The sequence below is a fragment of the Microbacterium sp. G2-16M genome (assembly GCF_055809115.1).
Map to the genome: position 1 here is coordinate 662,086 of NZ_CM147897.1, position 18,307 is coordinate 680,392.

Annotated in this window: 18 protein-coding genes and 1 other RNA gene; 10 read left to right on the forward strand and 9 right to left on the reverse strand. The window is 68.4% G+C overall.

Going from position 1 to position 18,307, the window contains the following annotated elements:
* Window positions 1-60: 60 nt before the first annotated feature.
* Window positions 61-431, reverse strand: a transfer-messenger RNA (tmRNA) gene (gene ssrA, locus AC0L6F_RS03280).
* Between the two features lie 165 nt (window positions 432-596).
* On the opposite strand from ssrA, the gene AC0L6F_RS03285 reads away from it, so the two are divergent.
* Genes AC0L6F_RS03285 through AC0L6F_RS03295 form a run of 3 tightly spaced genes read left to right on the forward strand, consistent with a single transcriptional unit; the run spans window position 597 to window position 4,112 of the window.
* The gene (locus tag AC0L6F_RS03285) at window positions 597-1,250 is read left to right on the forward strand and encodes an SIMPL domain-containing protein (RefSeq protein WP_259612082.1); all 654 of its coding nucleotides are present in this window, start codon (window positions 597-599) and stop codon (window positions 1,248-1,250) included.
* Window positions 1,247-2,617 carry a M20/M25/M40 family metallo-hydrolase gene (locus AC0L6F_RS03290; protein WP_473539138.1) on the forward strand — a complete coding sequence of 457 codons (1,371 nt, stop codon included), beginning with the start codon at window positions 1,247-1,249 and terminating at the stop codon, window positions 2,615-2,617. The genes AC0L6F_RS03285 and AC0L6F_RS03290 overlap by 4 nt, the downstream gene beginning before the upstream one ends.
* Before the next feature lie 31 nt (window positions 2,618-2,648).
* On the forward strand, window positions 2,649-4,112 hold the full coding sequence (locus AC0L6F_RS03295; RefSeq protein ID WP_473539140.1) for an MFS transporter: 1,464 nt from the start codon (window positions 2,649-2,651) through the stop codon (window positions 4,110-4,112).
* On the opposite strand, the gene smpB is transcribed toward AC0L6F_RS03295, so the two are convergent.
* From smpB to prfB, 4 genes are all read right to left on the reverse strand, one after another.
* Complete coding sequence (gene smpB / locus AC0L6F_RS03300; protein ID WP_274638149.1) at window positions 4,113-4,589, reverse strand: SsrA-binding protein SmpB; 477 nt, start codon at window positions 4,587-4,589, stop codon at window positions 4,113-4,115.
* 119 nt (window positions 4,590-4,708) lie between these two features.
* Window positions 4,709-5,623, reverse strand: coding sequence for a permease-like cell division protein FtsX (gene ftsX, locus AC0L6F_RS03305; protein WP_473539141.1), 915 nt, complete (start codon window positions 5,621-5,623; stop codon window positions 4,709-4,711).
* On the reverse strand, window positions 5,620-6,609 hold the full coding sequence (gene ftsE, locus AC0L6F_RS03310) for a cell division ATP-binding protein FtsE (RefSeq protein ID WP_274638147.1): 990 nt from the start codon (window positions 6,607-6,609) through the stop codon (window positions 5,620-5,622). Before ftsE ends, ftsX begins: the two co-directional genes overlap by 4 nt.
* A 55-nt stretch (window positions 6,610-6,664) precedes the next feature.
* Window positions 6,665-7,774: a peptide chain release factor 2 gene (prfB, locus tag AC0L6F_RS03315; protein WP_473539142.1), complete on the reverse strand. Its 1,110-nt coding sequence runs from the start codon at window positions 7,772-7,774 to the stop codon at window positions 6,665-6,667.
* Between prfB and AC0L6F_RS03320 the strand changes: the two genes are divergently transcribed.
* Together AC0L6F_RS03320 and AC0L6F_RS03325 are read left to right on the forward strand one after the other, a co-directional pair.
* The gene (locus tag AC0L6F_RS03320; RefSeq protein ID WP_473539144.1) at window positions 7,773-9,113 is read left to right on the forward strand and encodes an MFS transporter; all 1,341 of its coding nucleotides are present in this window, start codon (window positions 7,773-7,775) and stop codon (window positions 9,111-9,113) included. The genes prfB and AC0L6F_RS03320 overlap by 2 nt on opposite strands.
* Before the next feature lie 59 nt (window positions 9,114-9,172).
* A complete protein-coding gene (locus tag AC0L6F_RS03325) occupies window positions 9,173-10,792 on the forward strand; it encodes an FAD-dependent oxidoreductase (protein WP_473539145.1) in 1,620 nt (539 codons plus the stop codon).
* A 24-nt stretch (window positions 10,793-10,816) separates the two neighbouring features.
* Here the strand turns inward: AC0L6F_RS03325 and AC0L6F_RS03330 are convergent, their stop codons facing one another.
* From AC0L6F_RS03330 to AC0L6F_RS03340, 3 genes are read right to left on the reverse strand one after another with little or no spacing between them, the layout of a single operon-like run.
* A complete protein-coding gene (locus tag AC0L6F_RS03330) occupies window positions 10,817-11,281 on the reverse strand; it encodes a pilus assembly protein TadG-related protein (protein ID WP_473539146.1) in 465 nt (154 codons plus the stop codon).
* Window positions 11,278-11,757: a TadE family protein gene (locus AC0L6F_RS03335; RefSeq protein ID WP_473539147.1), complete on the reverse strand. Its 480-nt coding sequence runs from the start codon at window positions 11,755-11,757 to the stop codon at window positions 11,278-11,280. The genes AC0L6F_RS03330 and AC0L6F_RS03335 overlap by 4 nt, the downstream gene beginning before the upstream one ends.
* Window positions 11,732-12,133: a TadE/TadG family type IV pilus assembly protein gene (locus AC0L6F_RS03340; RefSeq protein WP_274638143.1), complete on the reverse strand. Its 402-nt coding sequence runs from the start codon at window positions 12,131-12,133 to the stop codon at window positions 11,732-11,734. The genes AC0L6F_RS03335 and AC0L6F_RS03340 overlap by 26 nt, the downstream gene beginning before the upstream one ends.
* Before the next feature lie 296 nt (window positions 12,134-12,429).
* On the opposite strand from AC0L6F_RS03340, the gene AC0L6F_RS03345 reads away from it, so the two are divergent.
* The 5 genes from AC0L6F_RS03345 (at window position 12,430) to AC0L6F_RS03365 (ending at window position 16,879) form a co-directional block, all read left to right on the forward strand.
* Window positions 12,430-12,963 carry a hypothetical protein gene (locus tag AC0L6F_RS03345; protein ID WP_473539148.1) on the forward strand — a complete coding sequence of 178 codons (534 nt, stop codon included), beginning with the start codon at window positions 12,430-12,432 and terminating at the stop codon, window positions 12,961-12,963.
* 333 nt (window positions 12,964-13,296) lie between these two features.
* Entirely contained in the window at window positions 13,297-13,848 is a 552-nt protein-coding gene (locus tag AC0L6F_RS03350; protein WP_473539149.1) for a recombinase family protein, read from the forward strand.
* Window positions 13,849-13,906: 58 nt separating this feature from the next.
* A complete protein-coding gene (locus AC0L6F_RS03355; protein WP_473539150.1) occupies window positions 13,907-14,554 on the forward strand; it encodes a hypothetical protein in 648 nt (215 codons plus the stop codon).
* 130 nt (window positions 14,555-14,684) lie between these two features.
* Complete coding sequence (locus tag AC0L6F_RS03360) at window positions 14,685-15,515, forward strand: McrB family protein (protein ID WP_473539151.1); 831 nt, start codon at window positions 14,685-14,687, stop codon at window positions 15,513-15,515.
* Entirely contained in the window at window positions 15,512-16,879 is a 1,368-nt protein-coding gene (locus AC0L6F_RS03365; RefSeq protein ID WP_473539152.1) for a 5-methylcytosine restriction system specificity protein McrC, read from the forward strand. The genes AC0L6F_RS03360 and AC0L6F_RS03365 overlap by 4 nt, the downstream gene beginning before the upstream one ends.
* Here the strand turns inward: AC0L6F_RS03365 and AC0L6F_RS03370 are convergent, their stop codons facing one another.
* Entirely contained in the window at window positions 16,880-17,848 is a 969-nt protein-coding gene (locus AC0L6F_RS03370; protein ID WP_473539153.1) for a DNA-methyltransferase, read from the reverse strand.
* Between the last annotated feature and the right edge of the window lie 459 nt (window positions 17,849-18,307).

Genomic DNA, 18,307 nt, shown 5'->3' on the forward strand with positions numbered 1-18,307 from the left:
AAGCCCCTCGATCCCGATGTCTCCATGGGGTCGAGGGGCTTCCTCCGTATGACAGCGGCATCGTGGAGATGGGGGGAATCGAACCCCCGTCCATCGCTGAGTCTCCACGCCTTCTCCGGGCGCAGTCTGTGCAGGCGTTCTGCTCGGCTCCGACCTTTGTCACAGACACCTAAGTCGACGAGCCCAGCCTGGAAAGAGTCCCGCACGACGTCCAGACGCCGTCGTGCAGCAAGATCCCTAGATGACGCCAGGGTCCGTGTCGGGATCGACCACGGTCTGACGGACTATCGGGCTCGCTTACGCAGCGAGGGCGAAGTCAGTGCGCTTAGAGTTGGCACTTATTGGTTTTGCAGGGAGCGTTCACGAGATAACCCTGCATCCTCGGCCCGCTTCTCGTGGATTCACAGGCGATGTCGAAACCGATCATCCCCGTGTGCTCGCAATGAGCTGGTGCTCGCAAGGAGCGGCCGCTGTCACACTGTGGAGTTTCCAAGACCGGATGCCGCGGCATCCGAGCGTCTCAGCATACAACGTGACAGCGACATCCGACATTCCCGTCGCACCCGCGCCCCGGCCGCCTCCCGTAGGCTTCGTGCATGACCGAGGTCAGCATCACCGTCCGCGGCGAGCACGAAGTGCTGCACGCACCGGAAGAAGCCGTCGCCCACATCGCCGTGCGTGCCGAGGGAGCCGAACGCGGCGCCGTCGTCGAGCGGATCGCCGCACTGTCCGCGCCGATCCGCGACGGGCTCGCCGCGCGGAAGGATGCCGGTGGCCTGTCGGACTGGTCCAGTCAGCGCGTCGCGGTCTGGGCTGAGCGCCCCTGGAACCCCGAGGGCAGACAGCTGGCGGTCGTGCATCATGCCGCCGTGCAGATCAGCGCGACGTTCACCGACTTCACCGCACTGAGCTGGTGGGTCAGCCAGGTGGCCGAGCAGGACGGCGTGCACGTCGGCGACATCGACTGGCGACTCACCCGTGACACCGAGGCGGCGCTGGAACGAGAGGTGGCCGCGCAGGCCGTGCGCGTCGCCGTCGAACGGGCGACCGCGTACGCTCAGGCTCTCGGCCTGACCGAGGTGGTTCCCGTCCAGATCGCGGACGTCGGACTGCTCGGCCGCAGCGCCCCGGCCCCGCTGCGCGCGGCCCGCGCATCATTCTCGGCAGACGCCGCACCGCCGAGTCTGGACTTCCAGGCCGAGGACATCGTCGTCTCCGCGGCCGTCGAGGCGAGGTTCACCGCGCGATGAATCCGCCCGCCGCAGTCCCGCCCGCCGCCGCTCGGCTCACCCCGCGCCCGGGGATGGCCGAGCGCCTGTCCCGCATGATCCAGCTGCCCACGGTCTCGGCCGAGCTCGAACAGCGCGGCATGGCGCCCTTCGACGCGTTCGTCGCCCTCATCGGCGAGCTGTACCCGCTCGTGCACGCGCATCTCGAGCTGAGCCGGCACACCGAGCTCGGCCTCCTCTTCCGCTGGCGGGGTCGTCGCTCCGCCGCCGACGGTCCGCTGGTGCTGATGGCGCACTACGACGTCGTGCCGGTGGACGAGTCGGACCCGTGGACGCATCCGCCGTTCGAGGGCCACGTCGAGGGCGGGTGGGTCTATGGCCGGGGCACGCTCGATGACAAGGGTCCGCTGCTGGTCATCCTGGAGGCGGTCGAGAATCTGCTGGCCGCCGGCTTCCGCCCGGCCCGTGACGTGTGCCTGTCCTTCGGCGGGAACGAGGAGACGTTCGGCGCCGCCGCCCGCGAGATCGCGGCATCCTTCCACACCGCCGGCGAACTGCCCTGGCTCGTGCTGGACGAGGGCGGCGCCGTCGTCGACGCCCCGCTGCCGTTCGTCACCGGCGACGCCGCCATGATCGGCGTCGCCGAGAAGGGCGTGCTGACCCTGCGTCTGTCCGCCCGGGGCGAGGGAGGACACGCCTCGGCCCCGCCGCCGATGACCGCGGTGCGACGCATCGGCCGGGCCGTGCAACGGCTGGATGCCGGCACGTTCCGGCCGCACGCCCCGACGGCGATCACGCGCATGCTCGGCGTGTTCGCACGCCGTGCCCGGGGCGCCGGGCGGCCGTTGTACCGGCTGCTGGCCGCGGCACCCTGGCTGGCCGCCCGGGTGTTCGCCCGGATGGGGGGCGAGACCGCGGCATTCGTGCGGACGACCGTGGCCGCCACCATGGCGGCCGGCGGCACCGCGGCGAACGTGCTGCCGTCCCAGGCGTCCGCCACGGTCAATCTGCGGATCGCGATCGGCGAGACGGTCGAGGCGACCGTGGCCCGCGTGCGGCGGCGCATCGCCGATCCGAAGGTCGAGGTGACCGTGATCGAGGGTGACGAGCCGTCCCCGGAGTCGGCCGTCGACAATGCGCAGTTCGCGGCCCTGGCCGGCGCGCTGCGCGCGTCCTATCCGGACGCGGAGGCGGTGCCGTACATCATGATGCAGGCCAGCGACTCGCGCCACTTCCACCGCTTCTCCCCCGCCGTGTACCGGTTCGCCCCGCTGCGGATGTCGGCCGCGCAGCGGGCGAGCATCCACGGTGTGGACGAGCGGGTCGAGATCGCGTCGCTGGAGGCCGGAGAGCGGTTCCATCGCGCGCTCATCGAAGCGCTAGAGTGAGCCGACCCGAATCCCGCTGCAAAGGAGCACGATGACGCAACGCGTCGCGCCCGGTCGCGTCTCGCTCGGCATGCTGATGGGCGTCGTCGGCTTCCTCGCCTTCGTCGAGTTCACCAGCGGCGTGCTGCAGGGCTACTACACGCCGATGCTCACCGACATCGCCCGCCACCTGCACATCCACGACGCCGACGTGAACTGGCTGGAAGGCACCCAGCTGATGCTGTCGGCGCTGGTGGTGCCGGCGTTCGCGAAGCTGGGCGACATGATCGGGCACCGGCGGATGCTGCTGATCTCGACCGCCGTGACCGGGGCGGCATCCCTCGTGCTGCCGTTCACCGACTCGTTCGCGGTGTTCCTGGTCGGCTGGGCGCTGATGGGGTTCTACGTCGTGTGGCTGCCGCTGGAGATCGCGCTGATCTGGTCGCGCGCCCGGCGGATGGAGGGCCGCTCCACGATCACGGCCCGGGCCGCCGGCATCCTGGTGGCGGCGCTGGAGTCCGGGGCGATCATCGGCGCCCTCGTCGGCGGTGCACTGGTGGACGCGCTTCCCCTGTGGATCGTGCTGCTGGTCCCCAGCATCCTGATCATCGTCTGCTTCTTCGTCGTGCTGTGGGGCGTGAAGGAGTCGCCGGAGCCGACCGGCGGGATCTTCGACACCGTTGGACTGGTGCTGATCTCGCTGGCCCTGATCGCGTTCACCGGCGGGCTGAGCATGCTGCGCCTGAACGGCCCGGCCGATCCCCTGTCGTGGGCGGTGGTCGCGATCGGCGTGCTGCTGGTGATCCCGTTCGCGCTGTGGGAGCTGCGCTGCGCCGACCCGCTGATCGACGTGCGGATGTTCCGGTCCCCGGCACTGGGCCCGGTGTTCCTGACGGCGGGGCTGTTCGGTGTCAGCGTGCTGGGCGCCCAGGCGCCGCTGTCGACGTTCGCCCGCACCGATCCGGGCGTCTACGGATTCGGCCTGGGTACCAGCGGCTTCGCCACCTCGCTGATCATCGGCGTGTACCTGATCGCGATGATCGTCGGCGCCCTGACCTACCCTCTGGCCACCCGGCTGGTCGCACCGCGCATCGTGCTGATCGTGGCCGCGGTGCTCGTCGGCGTCGGGTTCCTGCTGTTCCTGCCGCTGCACGGCACGTATCTGCAGGTCATCGTGAACATGGTCGTCGTGGGGATCGGGTCCGGTGCCCTGGTCGCCGCGCTGCCGGCCGCGGCCGCATCCGCCGCGCCGCACACGCAGACCAGCGTCGCGACCGGACTGACCAACTCGGTGAAGACCGTGGGCGGCGCCGTCGCGTCGTGCGTGTTCGGCATCGCGCTCCTGCACGGCGCATCGGGCGCAGTCGCCGACGGCACCGCCGGTTCGTTCTCGGGCTATGTCACGGTCTGGGTGGTGTGCGGCGTGACGGCGCTGGTGGCCGCCGTGCTGCTGCTGTTCGTGCCGAAGACTGCGTTCACCGACGCCGAGACGCCTGTCGCGGATCTGGTGCCGTAGCTAGTCGCCCAGGCGATTCTTCGTGCGCATGGCCCGCTCCGCTTCGCGCTTGTCCTGCCGCTCGCGCAGCGTCTGCCGCTTGTCGAATTCGCGCTTGCCCTTCGCGACCGCGATCTCGACCTTCACCCGGCCGTCGGAGAAGTACAGTCGCAGCGGGACCAGAGTGTACCCGCCGGCCGAGACCGCGTGCGAGAGGCGCACGATCTCCTCTTTGTGCAGCAGCAGCTTGCGGGTGCGCTTGGCGGCGTGGTTGGTCCAATTGCCCTGGAGGTACTGAGGGATGTTCACCGCGTCCAGGAACGCCTCGCCGCCTTCGATGTAGGCGTACCCGTCGGTGAGGGTCGCCCGGCCCTCACGCAGTGACTTCACCTCGGTGCCGGTCAGGACCAGGCCCGCCTCGTAGGTCTTCTCGATGGAGTAGTCGTGCCGCGCGCGACGGTTGGTCGCGACGACCTTCTCCCCGCGTTCGGCGGGCATGAGGGCTCCTCTGGGGTGGGGCGGATGGGTGCGCACGGATGCGGCGGCCGCCCGATCGGCGACAGCCCATCAGTCTAACGCAGCGATCCGCTCCTGCCCGCTCGCGGCATCCCTCGACCTCAGGCGCGCAGCCATCGTCGGATCGCGAAGCCGGCCGAGACCGCGGCGAGAACCACGCCGATGGCGATCATGATGGGGATCACATAGGCGAGGTCCTTCATGTCCACCCAGGTGGTGATGAAGTCCACCCGGGAGCGGAGGTAGCCGTGCACGCCGAACTGCACGCCGGCCCAGATCGCGACAGATGCCAGCACCGAGCCGATCAGGGCGGCGAACACCCCCTCCAGGATGAACGGCGTCTGGATGAATCGGTTGGAGGCGCCCACCAGACGCATGATCCGCAGCTCTCGGCGTCTCGAATAGGCGGACAGGCGGATGGTGGTGGCGATCAGCAGCACGGCCGCGATCAGCATGAGCCCGGCGATGCCGACGGCGATGTAGGTGGCCACGGTGAGCGCCGAGAACAGCGGCTGCAGCAGCTGCATCTGGTCCTGCACCACCTGCACGCCCTTCTTGCCGGCGAACGCCTCGGTGATCACCGCCGAGTTCTCGGGGTCGACGAGGTTGACGTAGAAGCTCGCGCCGAACTGGTCCGGCGAGAGGATGTCCTTGTAGTCGGCGCCGAGCAGCTCCAGGGCGTTCTTGTACGCCTGCTCGGGCGTCTCGTAGCGCACCTTGCTGATCAGCGGCTTCAGCCCCGCGCCGTTCAGCTGGTCGCGCACCGTCTGGATCTGCTTGTCGGTGGCAGCCCCGTCATCACACGTCGCCTCGCGGGCGCCGTCGATGCACATCGTGACCTGCACCTGCGCACGCCCGGTCCAGAAGTCGCGCATGGTGCCGATCTGGGCCTGCATCAGGATGGCCGCGCCGACGAACGTCAGCGACACGAACGTGACCAGCACGATCGAGATGACCATGGAGGCGTTGCGGCGCAGACCGGTCAGGGCCTCGCCGAAGATCAGACCCGCCCTCATCGCGTGGGACCCACTTCGTCGTCGCGCTCATCCAGTCCGAGCCGGTCTGCGAGGCCCAGTTCGTCCACGCCGATCCCGGCGACATCCGCCGCCTCGTCGGACGGCGCTTCGTCCTCGGCATCCTGCTCGGGTGCGGCATCCTGCTCGGGTGCAGCATCCTGCTCGCGTGCGACATCCTGCTCCGGGGCCGGCACCGAGCCGCCCGCTTCGACGGTCTCGCGGTGCACCTCCAGCACCGCGGTGAGAGCCGCGACCGATGCCGCTCCGCGCTCGGGTCCGGGCGCGAGGCTGGGCAGGCTCGAGGTGTCTCCGTAGCCGCCATGCCGTTCGTCGCGGACCATCTCGCCCTGGTGCAGCTCGATCACGCGGCGCTTCATCTGGTCGACGAACCCGGCCTCGTGCGTGGCCATCACCACGGTCGTGCCGGTCTCGTTGATCCGCGCCAGCAGCTGCATGATGTCCACCGAGGTGCCGGGGTCGAGGTTGCCGGTGGGCTCGTCGGCCAGCAGCACCTGCGGGCGGTTGACGATCGCGCGGGCGATCGCGACCCGCTGCTGCTCGCCGCCGGACAGCTCGTGCGGGAGCCGCTTGCCCTTGTCCTGCAGCCCCACCAGTGCGAGCGCCTCGGGCACCGCCTGGCGGATGAAGGCGCGCGACGAGCCGATCACCTGCAGCGCGAACGCCACATTCTGGAAGATCGTCTTGGTCGGCAGCAGCCGGAAGTCCTGGAACACCGCCCCGATGTGGCGCCGGAAGTACGGGACCTTGCGACTGGACAGCATGCGCAGGTCGCGCCCGAGGACGACGACGCGTCCTTCGCTGGGAGTCTCTTCGCGCAGGATCATGCGCAGACAGGTCGATTTGCCGGACCCCGACGGGCCGACGAGGAAGATGAACTCTCCGCGCTGCACCTCGAAGTCGACATCCTGCAGAGCGGGTTTCGCGGTGCCGCGATACCGCTTGGTGACGTTCTCGAACCGGATCATGGCTGTGACAGCCTAAGCGGACGCATGCCGATGCGACCGAGCGACACCCCGCGTGTCAGTCCTCGGTCTTGCGCTTGCGCCACCGGATGCCGGCCGCGATGAAGCCGTCCAGGTCGCCGTCGAACACGGCCTGCGGGTTGTTCACCTCGTGGTCGGTGCGCAGATCCTTGACCATCTGGTACGGGGCCAGCACGTACGAGCGCATCTGGTCGCCCCAGCTGGCGGTGATGGTGCCGGCGAGCTCCTTCTTGGTCGCCGCCTCCTGCTCCTTCTGCAGCAGCAGCAGCCGTGATTGCAGGACGCGCAGCGCGGCGGCGCGGTTCTGGATCTGCGACTTCTCGTTCTGCATCGAGACCACGATCCCGGTCGGCAGGTGGGTGATTCGCACCGCCGAGTCGGTCGTGTTCACCGACTGACCGCCGGGGCCGGACGAGCGGAACACGTCCACGCGCATGTCCGCCTCGGGGATGTCGACCTCGGTCGCCTCCTCCATCAGCGGGATCACCTCGACCGCGGCGAACGAGGTCTGCCGCTTGCCGGCGGAGTTGAACGGGCTCATCCGCACGAGCCTGTGCGTGCCGGCCTCGACGCTCAGGGTGCCGAACGCATACGGCGCGTCCACCTCGAACGTGGCGGACTTGACGCCCGCCTCTTCGGCGTACGAGGTGTCCATCACGGTGACCGGGTACTTGTGCTGCTCGGCCCAGCGCAGATACATCCGCAGGAGCATCTCGGCGAAGTCCGCGGCATCCACTCCCCCGGCTCCGGCGCGGATGGTGACCACCGCCGGCCGCGCGTCGTACTCGCCGTCCAGCAGGGTCTGCACTTCGAGCTGGCCGATGACCTCGCCCAGGGACGCCAGTTCGGCACGCGCCTCTGCGGCGGAGGCCTCGTCGTCCATCTCGTTGGCGAGTTCGATCAGCACCTCGAGGTCGTCCAGTCGTCGCCGGATCGCGGTGATCCGGGCCAGTTCGGACTGGCGGTGGCTGAGCGCGCTCGTCACCTGCTGCGCGCGGGCCGGGTCGTCCCACAGGTCGGGAACCCCCGCCTCTTCGCTCAGCCGGGCGATGTCCGACTCGAGCTGCGGCACGTCGACCACCGCCTGGATATCGGCGAAGGTGGAGCGCAGGGCCTGGATGTCGGCAGACAGATCGAGTTCGAGCATGGCACTCCAGACTAACGTGGATGCGGTGACCGGCGATTCCCCTCCTCTGCGCGTGGGGTCGGTCCTGTGGCGCTTCGGTCCGATGATCTACGGTCCGACCCTGCTGTTCTCGCTCGGCGAGGGTGCCGTGCTGCCGCTGATCCCGGTCATCGCCTCGCAGCTGGGGGCCGGCGTTGCTCTGGCCGCCTTGGTGTCCTCCGCGCTCGTGGTGGGGCAGCTGTGCGGCAATCTCCCCGCCGGGTGGGCGGTCGCCAGGATCGGCGAGCGGATGACGATGGTCATCGGCGGATCTGCGGCGATCGCGGCCAGCGCCGCACTGCTGGCAGCGCCGAACCTCGGCACCCTCACCATCGCGGTGTTCATCCTGGGCTTCTGCGCGGCCGTGTTCGGGCTGGCCCGCCACTCGTTCATGACCACCCGCATCCCGCTGGCATTCCGCGCCCGCGCGCTGTCGCTGCTGGGCGGATCCTTCCGGCTCGGAGTGTTCATCGGTCCGTTCGTCGCCGCCGGCCTGCTCGGCGTGTTCGGCGACGAGCACTCCGCGATCTGGTTCGCGCTGGTGTGCCTGGTCGGGGTCGTGCTGCTCGTGCTGCTCGGCCCCGATCCGGAGAAGGATGCCGCGGCCGCCCTGGCACGAACCCATGCGCCGTCCGATCCACTGCTCGACGAGGACACCGGCGAGACCATCACGGGTCCGGTCCGGGTGACGCGGCCGGGGTCGCCCGGCGTGTTCCGCACCATGTGGGAGCACCGCCACTCGCTCTCGCGCCTCGGCGTGGCCGCCGCGGCCCTGTCGGCGACGCGGTCGGCGCGCCAGGTGGTGCTGCCGCTGTGGGGCGTGTCGATCGGGCTGGATGCGCAGACGATCGCGGTCGTGGTCGGCGTGTCGGGCGCGCTGGACTTCGCGCTGTTCTATGCAAGCGGGCAGGTGATGGACCGATTCGGCCGGCTGTGGGCCGCCCTGCCGGCGATGCTGATCATGGGCGCGGGATTCATCGCCCTCGCCTTCACCCACGATCTGCCCGAGGCCGCCATGTGGTACGCCCTGTTCGCGGCGGGCCTGGGGGTCGGAAACGGCATGTCCAGCGGCATCCTGATGACCCTCGGCGCGGATCTGGCCCCACAGGCCGACCCGGCCGCGTTCCTCGGTTCCTGGCGCACGCTGACCGATGCCGGCGGAGCGGCGGCCCCGCTGATGGTCTCGGCCCTGACCGCCGTGTGGTCGCTGTCGCTGGCAACCGGCGCCGTCGGCGTGTTCGCTCTGCTGGGCGCGGTCGGGTTCCTGCGCTGGATTCCCCGGTTCGTCCCGCACGAGCGGCAGAAGTCACCTCCGCGCTGAGCGCTACTCTGTGCAGTGATGGACGAGGACGACATCCGGCCGCGTGCGACGGCCGCCCGATGATCACGGTCGACGCGCTGCGCGAGATCCCGATCTTCGCACCCCTGCCCGAATCCGCGCTGACCTACCTCGCCGGCGCCGTCGAGGACATCCGCCTCTCCCCCGGCGAGTACTTCGCGCACGAGGGCGACGAGCGGGCGCTGTTCGTCGTGATCGAGGGCGGCGCCGAGATCACCAAGGTGATCAACGGCGAGGAGCGCGTGATAGGACGCCGCCGTCCCGGGCACTTCTTCGGCGAGGTGCCGATGACCCTCAGCACGCCGTTCCCGGCGAGCGGGCGGGCCGGCGTAGCATCCCGGGTGATCAAGCTCGACGCCGCGGTCTTCTACACGCTGGCCGCCGCCGCCCCGAGCGTGCCGGCCCGGGTCGCCGGGCTGGCGCGGGCCTATCTCGACTCGCTGCAGGAGATGGCCGCGGAGCAGCCCGCGACCCTCGTGCGTGTGGTCGGACCGCGTCGAGATGCCGGAACCCACGCACTGGTCGGCTTCCTCACCCGCAACCAGGTCGCCTTCGACCGGGTGACGCTGGACGAGCCGTCCGCCGACGGCCATCCGGTGCTCGAGACCGCCGGGACCCGGCTCGTGGACCCGCCGATGCGCGCGGTCGCCGAGCTGGTGGGGCTGGACGTCGAACCGGCGTCGGCCCGATACGACTTGGTGATCCTGGGCGCCGGCCCGGCCGGACTGACCGCCGCCGTCAACGGCGCGGCCGAGGGGCTGACCACCGTGGTGATCGAGGGACTCGCGCCCGGCGGACAGGCCGGGACATCCACCCGCATCGAGAACTACACCGGCTTCCCGTTCGGGATCTCCGGTGACGACCTGGCCAGCCGGGCCCTGAAGCAGGCCAAGCGGCTCGGGGCCGAGATCGTCGTGACCCGCACCGTGACCGCGATCGAGCCGCGGGGCGATCGCTCCCGGATCACGCTGGACGGCGGGACCGTGCTGGAGGCGTCGATGGCGGTCATCGCGACCGGTGTGGCCTGGCGCACCCTGCCGGTCGCGGGCATCGAGAGGTTCCTGGGCAGTGGCGTCTACTACGGTGCCGCACGCAGCGACTCCTCGCTCGCCCAGGGCGCCGACGTCTGCATCGTCGGGGCGGGCAACTCCGCGGGACAGGCGGCGCTCTTCTTCGCGCGGCACGCCCGGTCGGTCACCATCCTGGTGCGCGGTCCGTCGCTGGCGGCGAGCATGTCGCGGTATCTGATCGACCAGATCGTCGCCAACGACGGCATCCGGGTGGCCGTGGGCAGCCAGATCACCGGGTTCCACGGCGGTGCCGGCCTCGAGGCGATCGACGTGCACGATGCCGACACCGGCCGCACCGAGCGCCGCGACGCGGCGGTCGTGTTCGTGATGATCGGCGCGGATGCCGCGACCGGCTGGCTGCCGCCCGCGATCGCGCGCGACGCGCACGGCTTCATCGTCACCGGACCGGATGCCGCCGACACCCCGCAGTGGACGGCCCCACGCCGCCCCTTCGCCCTGGAGACGAGTGCCCCCGGTGTGTTCGCCGTCGGCGACGTGCGGTCGGGCTCGGTAAAGCGGGTCGCCGCCGGCGTCGGCGAGGGCGGGATGGCGGTGGCATTCGCGCACGCGTATCTCGCCCTGCCACGGTGAGCCGGCCGCGGTGAAGCGGCCGCCTCAGCGCAACGCGGTTCGGCTGGTCGCGGTCGCCTCGAGCAGGTAGCCGTCGGGGACGAAGATGGTCACCACCGGCGGATGCCACGTCTGGGCCACCCGCACGCGTGCCGACAGGCCGTCCGGCGTATCGGCCGACACCAGTCGCGCGCCGGTGCCCACGTCCGCGACGAACGCGGCTGCCTGCGCACGTACGGCGTCGCCGCTCAGCGCGGCGGTGGCCGCTCCGTCGTCGGCAGTCAACGCGAACCCGTCCGCACCCGCCAGGGCCGCGGCATCCGCCAACGCATCCAGCTTCTTCTGCGACAGATACAGCGAGGTGGCGTCCACGCAGACGAGCACGGCGACCAGGGCCAGCACCGCGTACCCGATCGTCAGCAGCAGGATGCTGCCCGCGTCCTCGGCGCTGGACTCGTCATCGAGGCTGGGCCGGTCATGGACGCCGGTCCGGCCCCCGCGCCGGATCATGATGCGCCCCAGAGGCGCGAGACCCGCTGCGCGGACGATGCTTCGATCGGGATGCTCGCGGCCCGGTCCAGTCCGAGGACGGGCGGGACCAGCGGCAAGGCCACCCGGGTGCGCACGGTGACGGTGAGGGTCGCCCCCGCGCGCGGACATGTGCCGCCCGCCGGAGCGCACGTCACGGCGAGGTCGACGTCGCCGGCGTCCATCCCGTATTCCGCCACGATCGATCCCAGGACCGCCTCCGCGCGTTCGCGGGCTGCGGCCTCGTCGGGTGCCGTCGCCACCGCACGGGCGATGTGCCGGGCGCCGGACTCCACGCCCAGGGACTGCTCCTGGATCGCCCCCAGTGCGATGACCAGGTACACGATCGGGACGAGCAGCAGCAGCCCGACGAGGATGAACTCGAGCGCCGCAGATCCGCGGTCCGCGAGGTCGGGATCGGCCGGCGGACGCTCAGTCGAAGCTCTCCGCGGGAGCATCCGCACTCACCTCCAGTCCCCGGGGCGCGCCGAGCAGTCCGACCAGCGGGAGGGGCGCCCGGACCGTCACCCGCACGACGGGGGCTCCGCCGAGCGTCTGCGCGGTCGCCGTGACATCGCCGGCATAGGCCGTGCCGACTGCCCGGCTGATCAGCGCCCGGGTCCGTGCGGCGCCGTCGGCGAGCGTCTCATCCGCCAGCGCCGCGCGGTACGCGCCTTCGACGGCGGCGTCATGGACGACATTGCGGACGTAGACCGCCAGTCCCAGCTGCAGCACCCCGAGGGTGAGCAGCGTCAGCAGGGCGCCGACCAGCACGAACTCGACCGGACTCGAGCCGCGGTCGTCACGGTCATGGCGGCCAGGGCGCTCACGCATCCGGCTACAGCCCCGAGACCTTGTCGATCGCCTGCTCGAACAGGTCGGCCAGCGCGGGGCCGGCCAGGGCCCAGATGACCACGACCGACCCCGTGGTAACACACACTGGGCACCCCCAGGATTGGCCCGGATTTCCGCGGGTCTTGCCCCGCAGGGAGCCCGGTCCGCGACCTTCGCCCTTGAGCCCGTCTGACTCCGCGGGCGGGGGAACCCCGGCGACACCATTCGCGCGCCTTGGAGGCGCACGGGGCGCCCCTGAGCACGATTCCGAGGTACCAACGGATAGCATCCGGTTCATGGAAGACTCAGGGGCCGCCTACTGGAGTGCGGTGTCTCAGATCGCGGCGGTCCTCGCCCTTGCACTCGTCATCGAGGCACGGGTGCTGGCGTCTCGACTCCGACCCCGCGCCGAGCACCGTCCACGAACCCTCTATACGTACTTCGCGATCGCGAGCGCAGTCCTCCTTGTGATGCTGGGCGCGCTCGGGGAACTTTGGTGGGAGGTGCCCGCTGTACAACGAGTCCTAGACCTCTCATATGCCTGGTATAGGCCGTTCTACGGGCAGGAGGTCGACGCCTGGCAGCGGGATCTGAGGAATGTGGTGGATTGGTCGACAGCGATCTTCGCCCTTCTGTGCCCAGCAATCCTCGCTGTGGCGGCGGGCGTGGCGATCGCGTTGCCATTCTTCCCTCTGATCGAGGGTGAAGCCGTCGAGACGAACCAACCGCGACGACCGTTCGGGCGGCCAAAGGTTCGCGGAAGGAAACCAGCCCGAGCCCGCGGTCCTGTGGATAGCCAGCCTCGGCGGAGCGCACCGTCTCCGAAATGACGATCGGTGCCCGGATGGACGGAGCAGAAGGGGCGCTCACGCTGTTGTCGCCGCCGCCACAGCCGCGACGGACTCAGGCTACCGCGAGAGGAGCCGCCGGAGTGGTCCGTTTCGCGGAGGCACCGACGACCTGTTCGAGACGGTCGGCAGCCTCCACACCCTGCCCGACGGCACCATCGTCATGGACGAGCAGGAGACGGGCCGATGACCACCATGATCGGCTATCTGCGGGTGCCCACCGAGGAATAGGCCAGCAGCGGCCTCGGGCTGGAGCCGCAACGTGACACCATCCAGCGCCACACCGACGCACAGGACTGAAACGTCGTCTGGTACGTGGACCAAGGGCTGTCGGCAAAGTCGCTGGACCGCCCGCAGCTGCAGGGCGCGCTCGCCCGACTACAGGGCGTGCCCAAGCGCCGCGACGTCGATGGCATCGTGGTGGCCAAGCTCGACCGCCTGAGCCGCAGCGTCGTGGATTTCTCAGGCGTGCTGGAGCTGGCCCGTGCGCGACGGTGGGCACGCGTGGCTATCGAACTCGGGGTGGACACCTCCACCCCGACCGGTGCGCTGGTCGCCAACGTCATAATGTCCGTTGCGGAGTGGGAACGCCGCGTGATCAGTGAGCGCACGTCCTCCGCGATGCAGGCAGCCAAGCGGGCGGGGCGTCACATGGGTCGGGTATCCGCTCTCCCGCGGGCAATTGGAGCACGCCTGCTGGAGCTTCGAGCTACGCATACCCTGTCCGCCACGGCTGACGCTCTCAACGCCGAACGCCTCACTACCGCGACTGGCACCCGGTGGACAGCGAACGCAGTCTGCAAGGTTCACAACCGTCTCAAGGCGGGCGGCCACCACACGAGATTGGAAGCAGCGCGCGTCGCCTGACACGCGAAGACGCTTCCGTTCCACCACCCCGGCAATCGCTACCGATACTCTAGGAATCGTGGCGAATCCGGACCCGAGCACTCTGTGGGTCATTCGTGTCCCCGCAGTGCGGGTGAGCATCGAAACCCTGGGGAAGCAGAAGATCCACCCAACGCTTCCCATGTACCTGTATCTCAGGCTTAAGGCGCGCGAGGGACTGCTGGCGGAAGCGTCGGCCGCGTCAAACGAGCTCCTCTCGATGATCGAGATGCCGGGTAATCCCGACAAGCCTTATTACTTTCCGATGATTGACCGTGGACGAAGAGATGTGGGGCCGCTCGCTACCTTCTGGCGCGCGACGAACATTTCGGGAAGCTGGTCGGCAGGCTCGATCCACCGACAGGTCGCGGCGAGCTGGCTCGCGGACGACAGCGGCCACTATGCAATGCCGCCGAACAATGCCGACCTCGCGCTCCAGAACCTACTGTTCGGCACGCGAGTCTCCGCGGCCGCGATCAGTACATTCTTCCTTCGGAACCACGTGTTTCTCAAAGATGCAGAGCCGACGGTTGATGACCTGATCGACACCTTCCGTGGGAGGTTTGGCTTCCCATCGGGAGAGGATGACTTCGACAAACTCTTCGACGCCACGGCACCGACGCTTTCCAACGTGGAGCCTTGGTTTGAGCTGGCTCCGTCCGAGGTGGTAGAGGTGCTCATTGGTTGACCTGCCTACCTACCCCGGGGCTCGTCGTCTCACTGCGGACGACTTGGGGATCGGAGTCCTTGCAGCGGCAGCGGCTGGCCACGCGTCATCTTCGCCCGAGGCCCCCGTTGTGACGTCTGAGGACCCTCGCGTGCAGGAGATTGCCGAGCAGGCGGAGAAGCAGGGCGGCGTGATCCTGTCCGGACCGCCCGGTACCTCCAAGTCGTACTACGCGGCTGCCGCCGCTGAGATAATCGCCGGTGGCGCCAAGGAGCGGCGCTGGTACGTGCAGTTCCACGGCAGTTATCAGTACGAGGACTTCATGGTCGGCTACGCGCCGATTGCGGGTGGTTTCAGACTGAAGGACGGACCGTTCCTGCAGGCGCTCCGCGCTGCCGAGGCAGACCGCGATCATCTCTATGTGCTTGTGATCGACGAACTGTCGAGAGCCGATGTTGGCCGGGTGTTCGGCGAGGCGCTGACCTATGTCGAGCGTTCCAAGAGGGAACTTGAGTTCACTATCGCGAGCGGCGAGACAATTCTCGTTCCGTCGAATCTGGTGCTGATCATGACGATGAACCCCTACGACCGGGGCGTCGATGAGGTTGATGCCGCGTTTGAGCGCCGCTTCTCGAAGATCGCCATGGACCCCGACCCCACGATCCTGGAAGAGCGGCTGGTCGTCAACGCAGTGGACGAGGCCCTCCGAGCCCGCATCGTGGGTTGGTTCAAGCGGATCAACGCGCAGGCATCGCGAAACCCTGCCGCTTCGGTCGGGCATGCATATCTGTGGGACGCCTACGACGAGGCCTCGCTTCGAGACATCTGGGACTACCAACTTCAGTTCCTCGTTCGGCGGGCCTTCCGCCGCGACGATGCGCTGTGTCAGGAGATCGAAGCCGCCTGGGAGCAGATCTTCGTAACCCGGCCTCCGGCAGAGGGCGAGACAGCTGCTGACGCAGGTGCGGCCGCCGACTCATGACCGCCGCTGAGGGACCGGTCCAGGTCTTCGACGTCGAGGAGTATGGCTTCCTCGATATCGACACCGACCTCTGGGTCGGCGACGGCCACACGCCGGTCTTCAACACGGAGATCAACAACCGCGACGTACTTCGGCCCAGTTTCAAGAAGGGTGTCCTCCGACTGCAGGCCACTTCGTACGTCGGCGTGATCCCGTTGAACGACCGTGTCGTCGTGCGGGTGCGGCCGAGGGTGCCGATCGACAACCTGACCCGCATGGTCGTAACCACCAAGCACAGTGTCATGGCCCTCACCGCTCTACGCGATTACTCCGGCAAGGGGAGCGCCGACGATTGGGCCATGGACCTCTATGCCGGGGCTCTACTCGACTTTGTCGATGGCCTCCTGGATGAGGGTCTCCTGCGTACCTACGTTCAGCGCGAGGGTGAGGGCCACGTTCCCCACGGGCGCATCGAGATGACCCGAACGGTCCAGCGGTTCGCCGCGAGAGGCATCCCCAACAAGGCCGTCTACTCGTGGCACGAGCGCACAACGGACAACCCGATCAACCGATGCGTGCGCGCGGCCATGGAGCACGTTCACGAGTACATCGTTGGGCTGCCAGGCAAGCGCACCTCGGAAAGCCGCAAGCGCCTCTCCCGGCTGTCAGGGCAGTTGCTCGCCTTCGAGGAGGTGTCGGTTGATCCGGACATGCCGTTCCTGGACGACCCTGAAGTGATCGGTGCGACGCCGCTTCCCGATTCGCGCGCCTACTACCGTCCGGTCCTCGACCTCGCGTCGGTGATTCTCCGAGGGGTCGGGCTGGCTCTAGACGTGGGTGGCTCCGACGTCCAGATGGGTTCGTTGCTCATCGACACCAACGACCTGTTCGAGAACTTCGTTCGCGTGAGCCTGGCGAAGCACGCTGTCGAGGCGAAGTGGCCCGTAGGCGTGCTCGACGGCAATGGCTCCGGGAAGGTCGCGCTATACGACGTCCCCGACCCCGTTCCGCAGTTTCGCGGCACGCCAGTCGATGCAGTCGCTACCAAGGACGCAGGGCTCGCTCAGCCCGACGTGGTGTTTCGTACGATCGACGGCACCGTCCTGCTAGTCGCCGAGGTCAAGAACACCGACAAGGCCAGGAACACCGACCTACCCGACCGGCCTGAAGTCCACCAGGCCATCACGTACGCGGTGCGCTACGGGTTGCCATTCACCGTGCTCATCCACCCGTGGGTCGCCGGCTCGGCGGGACTTGTCTACATCGGCCGAATTAACTCCATCGACGTCTGGGATTACAGACTTGATCTGTCGGTAGATGGCGGCATCAACGCCGCCCTCGAAGACATGGCCACGTCGCTCGGCGAACTGGCCGGGGCCCTCTGACTACGACTCCGGCTGAATGTCGGCCTGATCCATCAGGGGAACTAGGTCAATGCCGATAGCGTCCCTGCCGAGCCGGTTCGCTGTCTTGAGCGTGGTACCGGTGCCCATGAACGGATCGAGCACCACGCCTCGCGCCGGGGCGTCGTGACCGCAGTCGGTCCAGCCGACCGTTCGCTTCCTAGCAAACGTGAACTCGCGGAAGTACCCGCCGAGCGCCGCTTTTGCCTCAGCCGCCAACGCTTGAACTTCCAACGAGTTCTTCCCGGTGCCCGTTTGCACCTTGAGTGCCTTGCCCGCGTCAGAGACGCCGGTCGCTTGAATGGCGCGAATGTGGGCATCAGTGAGACCGTGCTGCTCTGCGAGCTCCATCGCTCGTTTCGCCTGCGGGCGGCCGGGGTCGAGTTCCCGGGTACGCTCCAAGACTCGGTGTCGCGGCGCGTGGCACACGGCGCAGGCTTGCTCAGGCGCTGCAAGTACGACGGCTCGCTCCACGATCTCCTGCGGGAACGGTGCCAGATGCTTGCCCATGTTGCGTTCGGGGTTGATAGTCCAGACGTCGCCCGGGTTAGTGCCGTTGCCGTACCGATCGGAGTACCCCTGCAAGTCGTAGTAATACGACTCCCGCATCGTCAAGTGGATGATGTACTCATGCCGGTTGACCAGTCGGTTCTTGACCGGATCCGGCATGCCCTGCGTTTTCGCCCAGATGATCCGATTCCGAATGCGCCAGCCTTGTCTGATGGCCTCGTACTCGATACGCGCTGGGATCCCAACGAGCGAATGCTTGTGGTAGGTGTCACCCACGTTTAGGAAGATCGACGCAGTCGGGCGCAGCACACGCCTCCACTCTTCAAGGCATTCGAGGATCGCGCCGACATAACCGTCAGGCGTCGACTCCTGGCCGATCTGGTCGTCGTGTCCGTAATCTCTTTTTGCCCAGTAGGGCGGCGATGTCACGATGAGGTCCACTGACTCGTCATCGAGTCCGGTGTTCCGAGCGTCCCCTTGAACGATCCTGTACTCGGGAGCAGCAAGTCGCTCAGCCCACGTGTCGAGCGAACTAGTGCCAACCAAACCGAGATTTGCTCCGCCGACCTTACCGGTCGGCATGGAGGCATGTCCCGGTGCGGTTGCAGAACTCACTTTGCCTCGAATCTCGTGACGAACGGTGGTACCACCGAAGCCTAACTTGAACCGGCGACATCGGCCGTGAGGCGGGGCGGGGCAGCGTTTGTGTTCGTCGCTCCGTCCTTGGCAGCACGCTAGACGTAAGGGGTTTCTTGCCGGAAGGGGGCCGTTCGAGCAGGACAAGCAGACTGCCCAGCCCAGGTCAATCCAGCCGGTGCCCCAGCACGTCGACGTAGATGTAGCACGGCTGGCAGAACCACCACGCCGCCCGAGGCTGCATAGGCTCTAGGCATTCGGGAC

What these genes read in the sequence shown, in the direction of transcription:
- AC0L6F_RS03285 (WP_259612082.1), top strand. Translation starts at nt 597, where the DNA reads ATGACCGAGGTCAGCATCACCGTCCGCGGCGAGCACGAAGTGCTGCAC.
- AC0L6F_RS03290 (WP_473539138.1), top strand. Translation starts at nt 1,247, where the DNA reads ATGAATCCGCCCGCCGCAGTCCCGCCCGCCGCCGCTCGGCTCACCCCG.
- AC0L6F_RS03295 (WP_473539140.1), top strand. Translation starts at nt 2,649, where the DNA reads ATGACGCAACGCGTCGCGCCCGGTCGCGTCTCGCTCGGCATGCTGATG.
- smpB (WP_274638149.1), bottom strand. Translation starts at nt 4,589, where the DNA reads ATGCCCGCCGAACGCGGGGAGAAGGTCGTCGCGACCAACCGTCGCGCG.
- ftsX (WP_473539141.1), bottom strand. Translation starts at nt 5,623, where the DNA reads ATGAGGGCGGGTCTGATCTTCGGCGAGGCCCTGACCGGTCTGCGCCGC.
- ftsE (WP_274638147.1), bottom strand. Translation starts at nt 6,609, where the DNA reads ATGATCCGGTTCGAGAACGTCACCAAGCGGTATCGCGGCACCGCGAAA.
- AC0L6F_RS03320 (WP_473539144.1), top strand. Translation starts at nt 7,773, where the DNA reads ATGGCACTCCAGACTAACGTGGATGCGGTGACCGGCGATTCCCCTCCT.
- prfB (WP_473539142.1), bottom strand. Translation starts at nt 7,774, where the DNA reads ATGCTCGAACTCGATCTGTCTGCCGACATCCAGGCCCTGCGCTCCACC.
- AC0L6F_RS03325 (WP_473539145.1), top strand. Translation starts at nt 9,173, where the DNA reads ATGATCACGGTCGACGCGCTGCGCGAGATCCCGATCTTCGCACCCCTG.
- AC0L6F_RS03330 (WP_473539146.1), bottom strand. Translation starts at nt 11,281, where the DNA reads ATGATCCGGCGCGGGGGCCGGACCGGCGTCCATGACCGGCCCAGCCTC.
- AC0L6F_RS03335 (WP_473539147.1), bottom strand. Translation starts at nt 11,757, where the DNA reads ATGCTCCCGCGGAGAGCTTCGACTGAGCGTCCGCCGGCCGATCCCGAC.
- AC0L6F_RS03340 (WP_274638143.1), bottom strand. Translation starts at nt 12,133, where the DNA reads ATGCGTGAGCGCCCTGGCCGCCATGACCGTGACGACCGCGGCTCGAGT.
- AC0L6F_RS03345 (WP_473539148.1), top strand. Translation starts at nt 12,430, where the DNA reads ATGGAAGACTCAGGGGCCGCCTACTGGAGTGCGGTGTCTCAGATCGCG.
- AC0L6F_RS03365 (WP_473539152.1), top strand. Translation starts at nt 15,512, where the DNA reads ATGACCGCCGCTGAGGGACCGGTCCAGGTCTTCGACGTCGAGGAGTAT.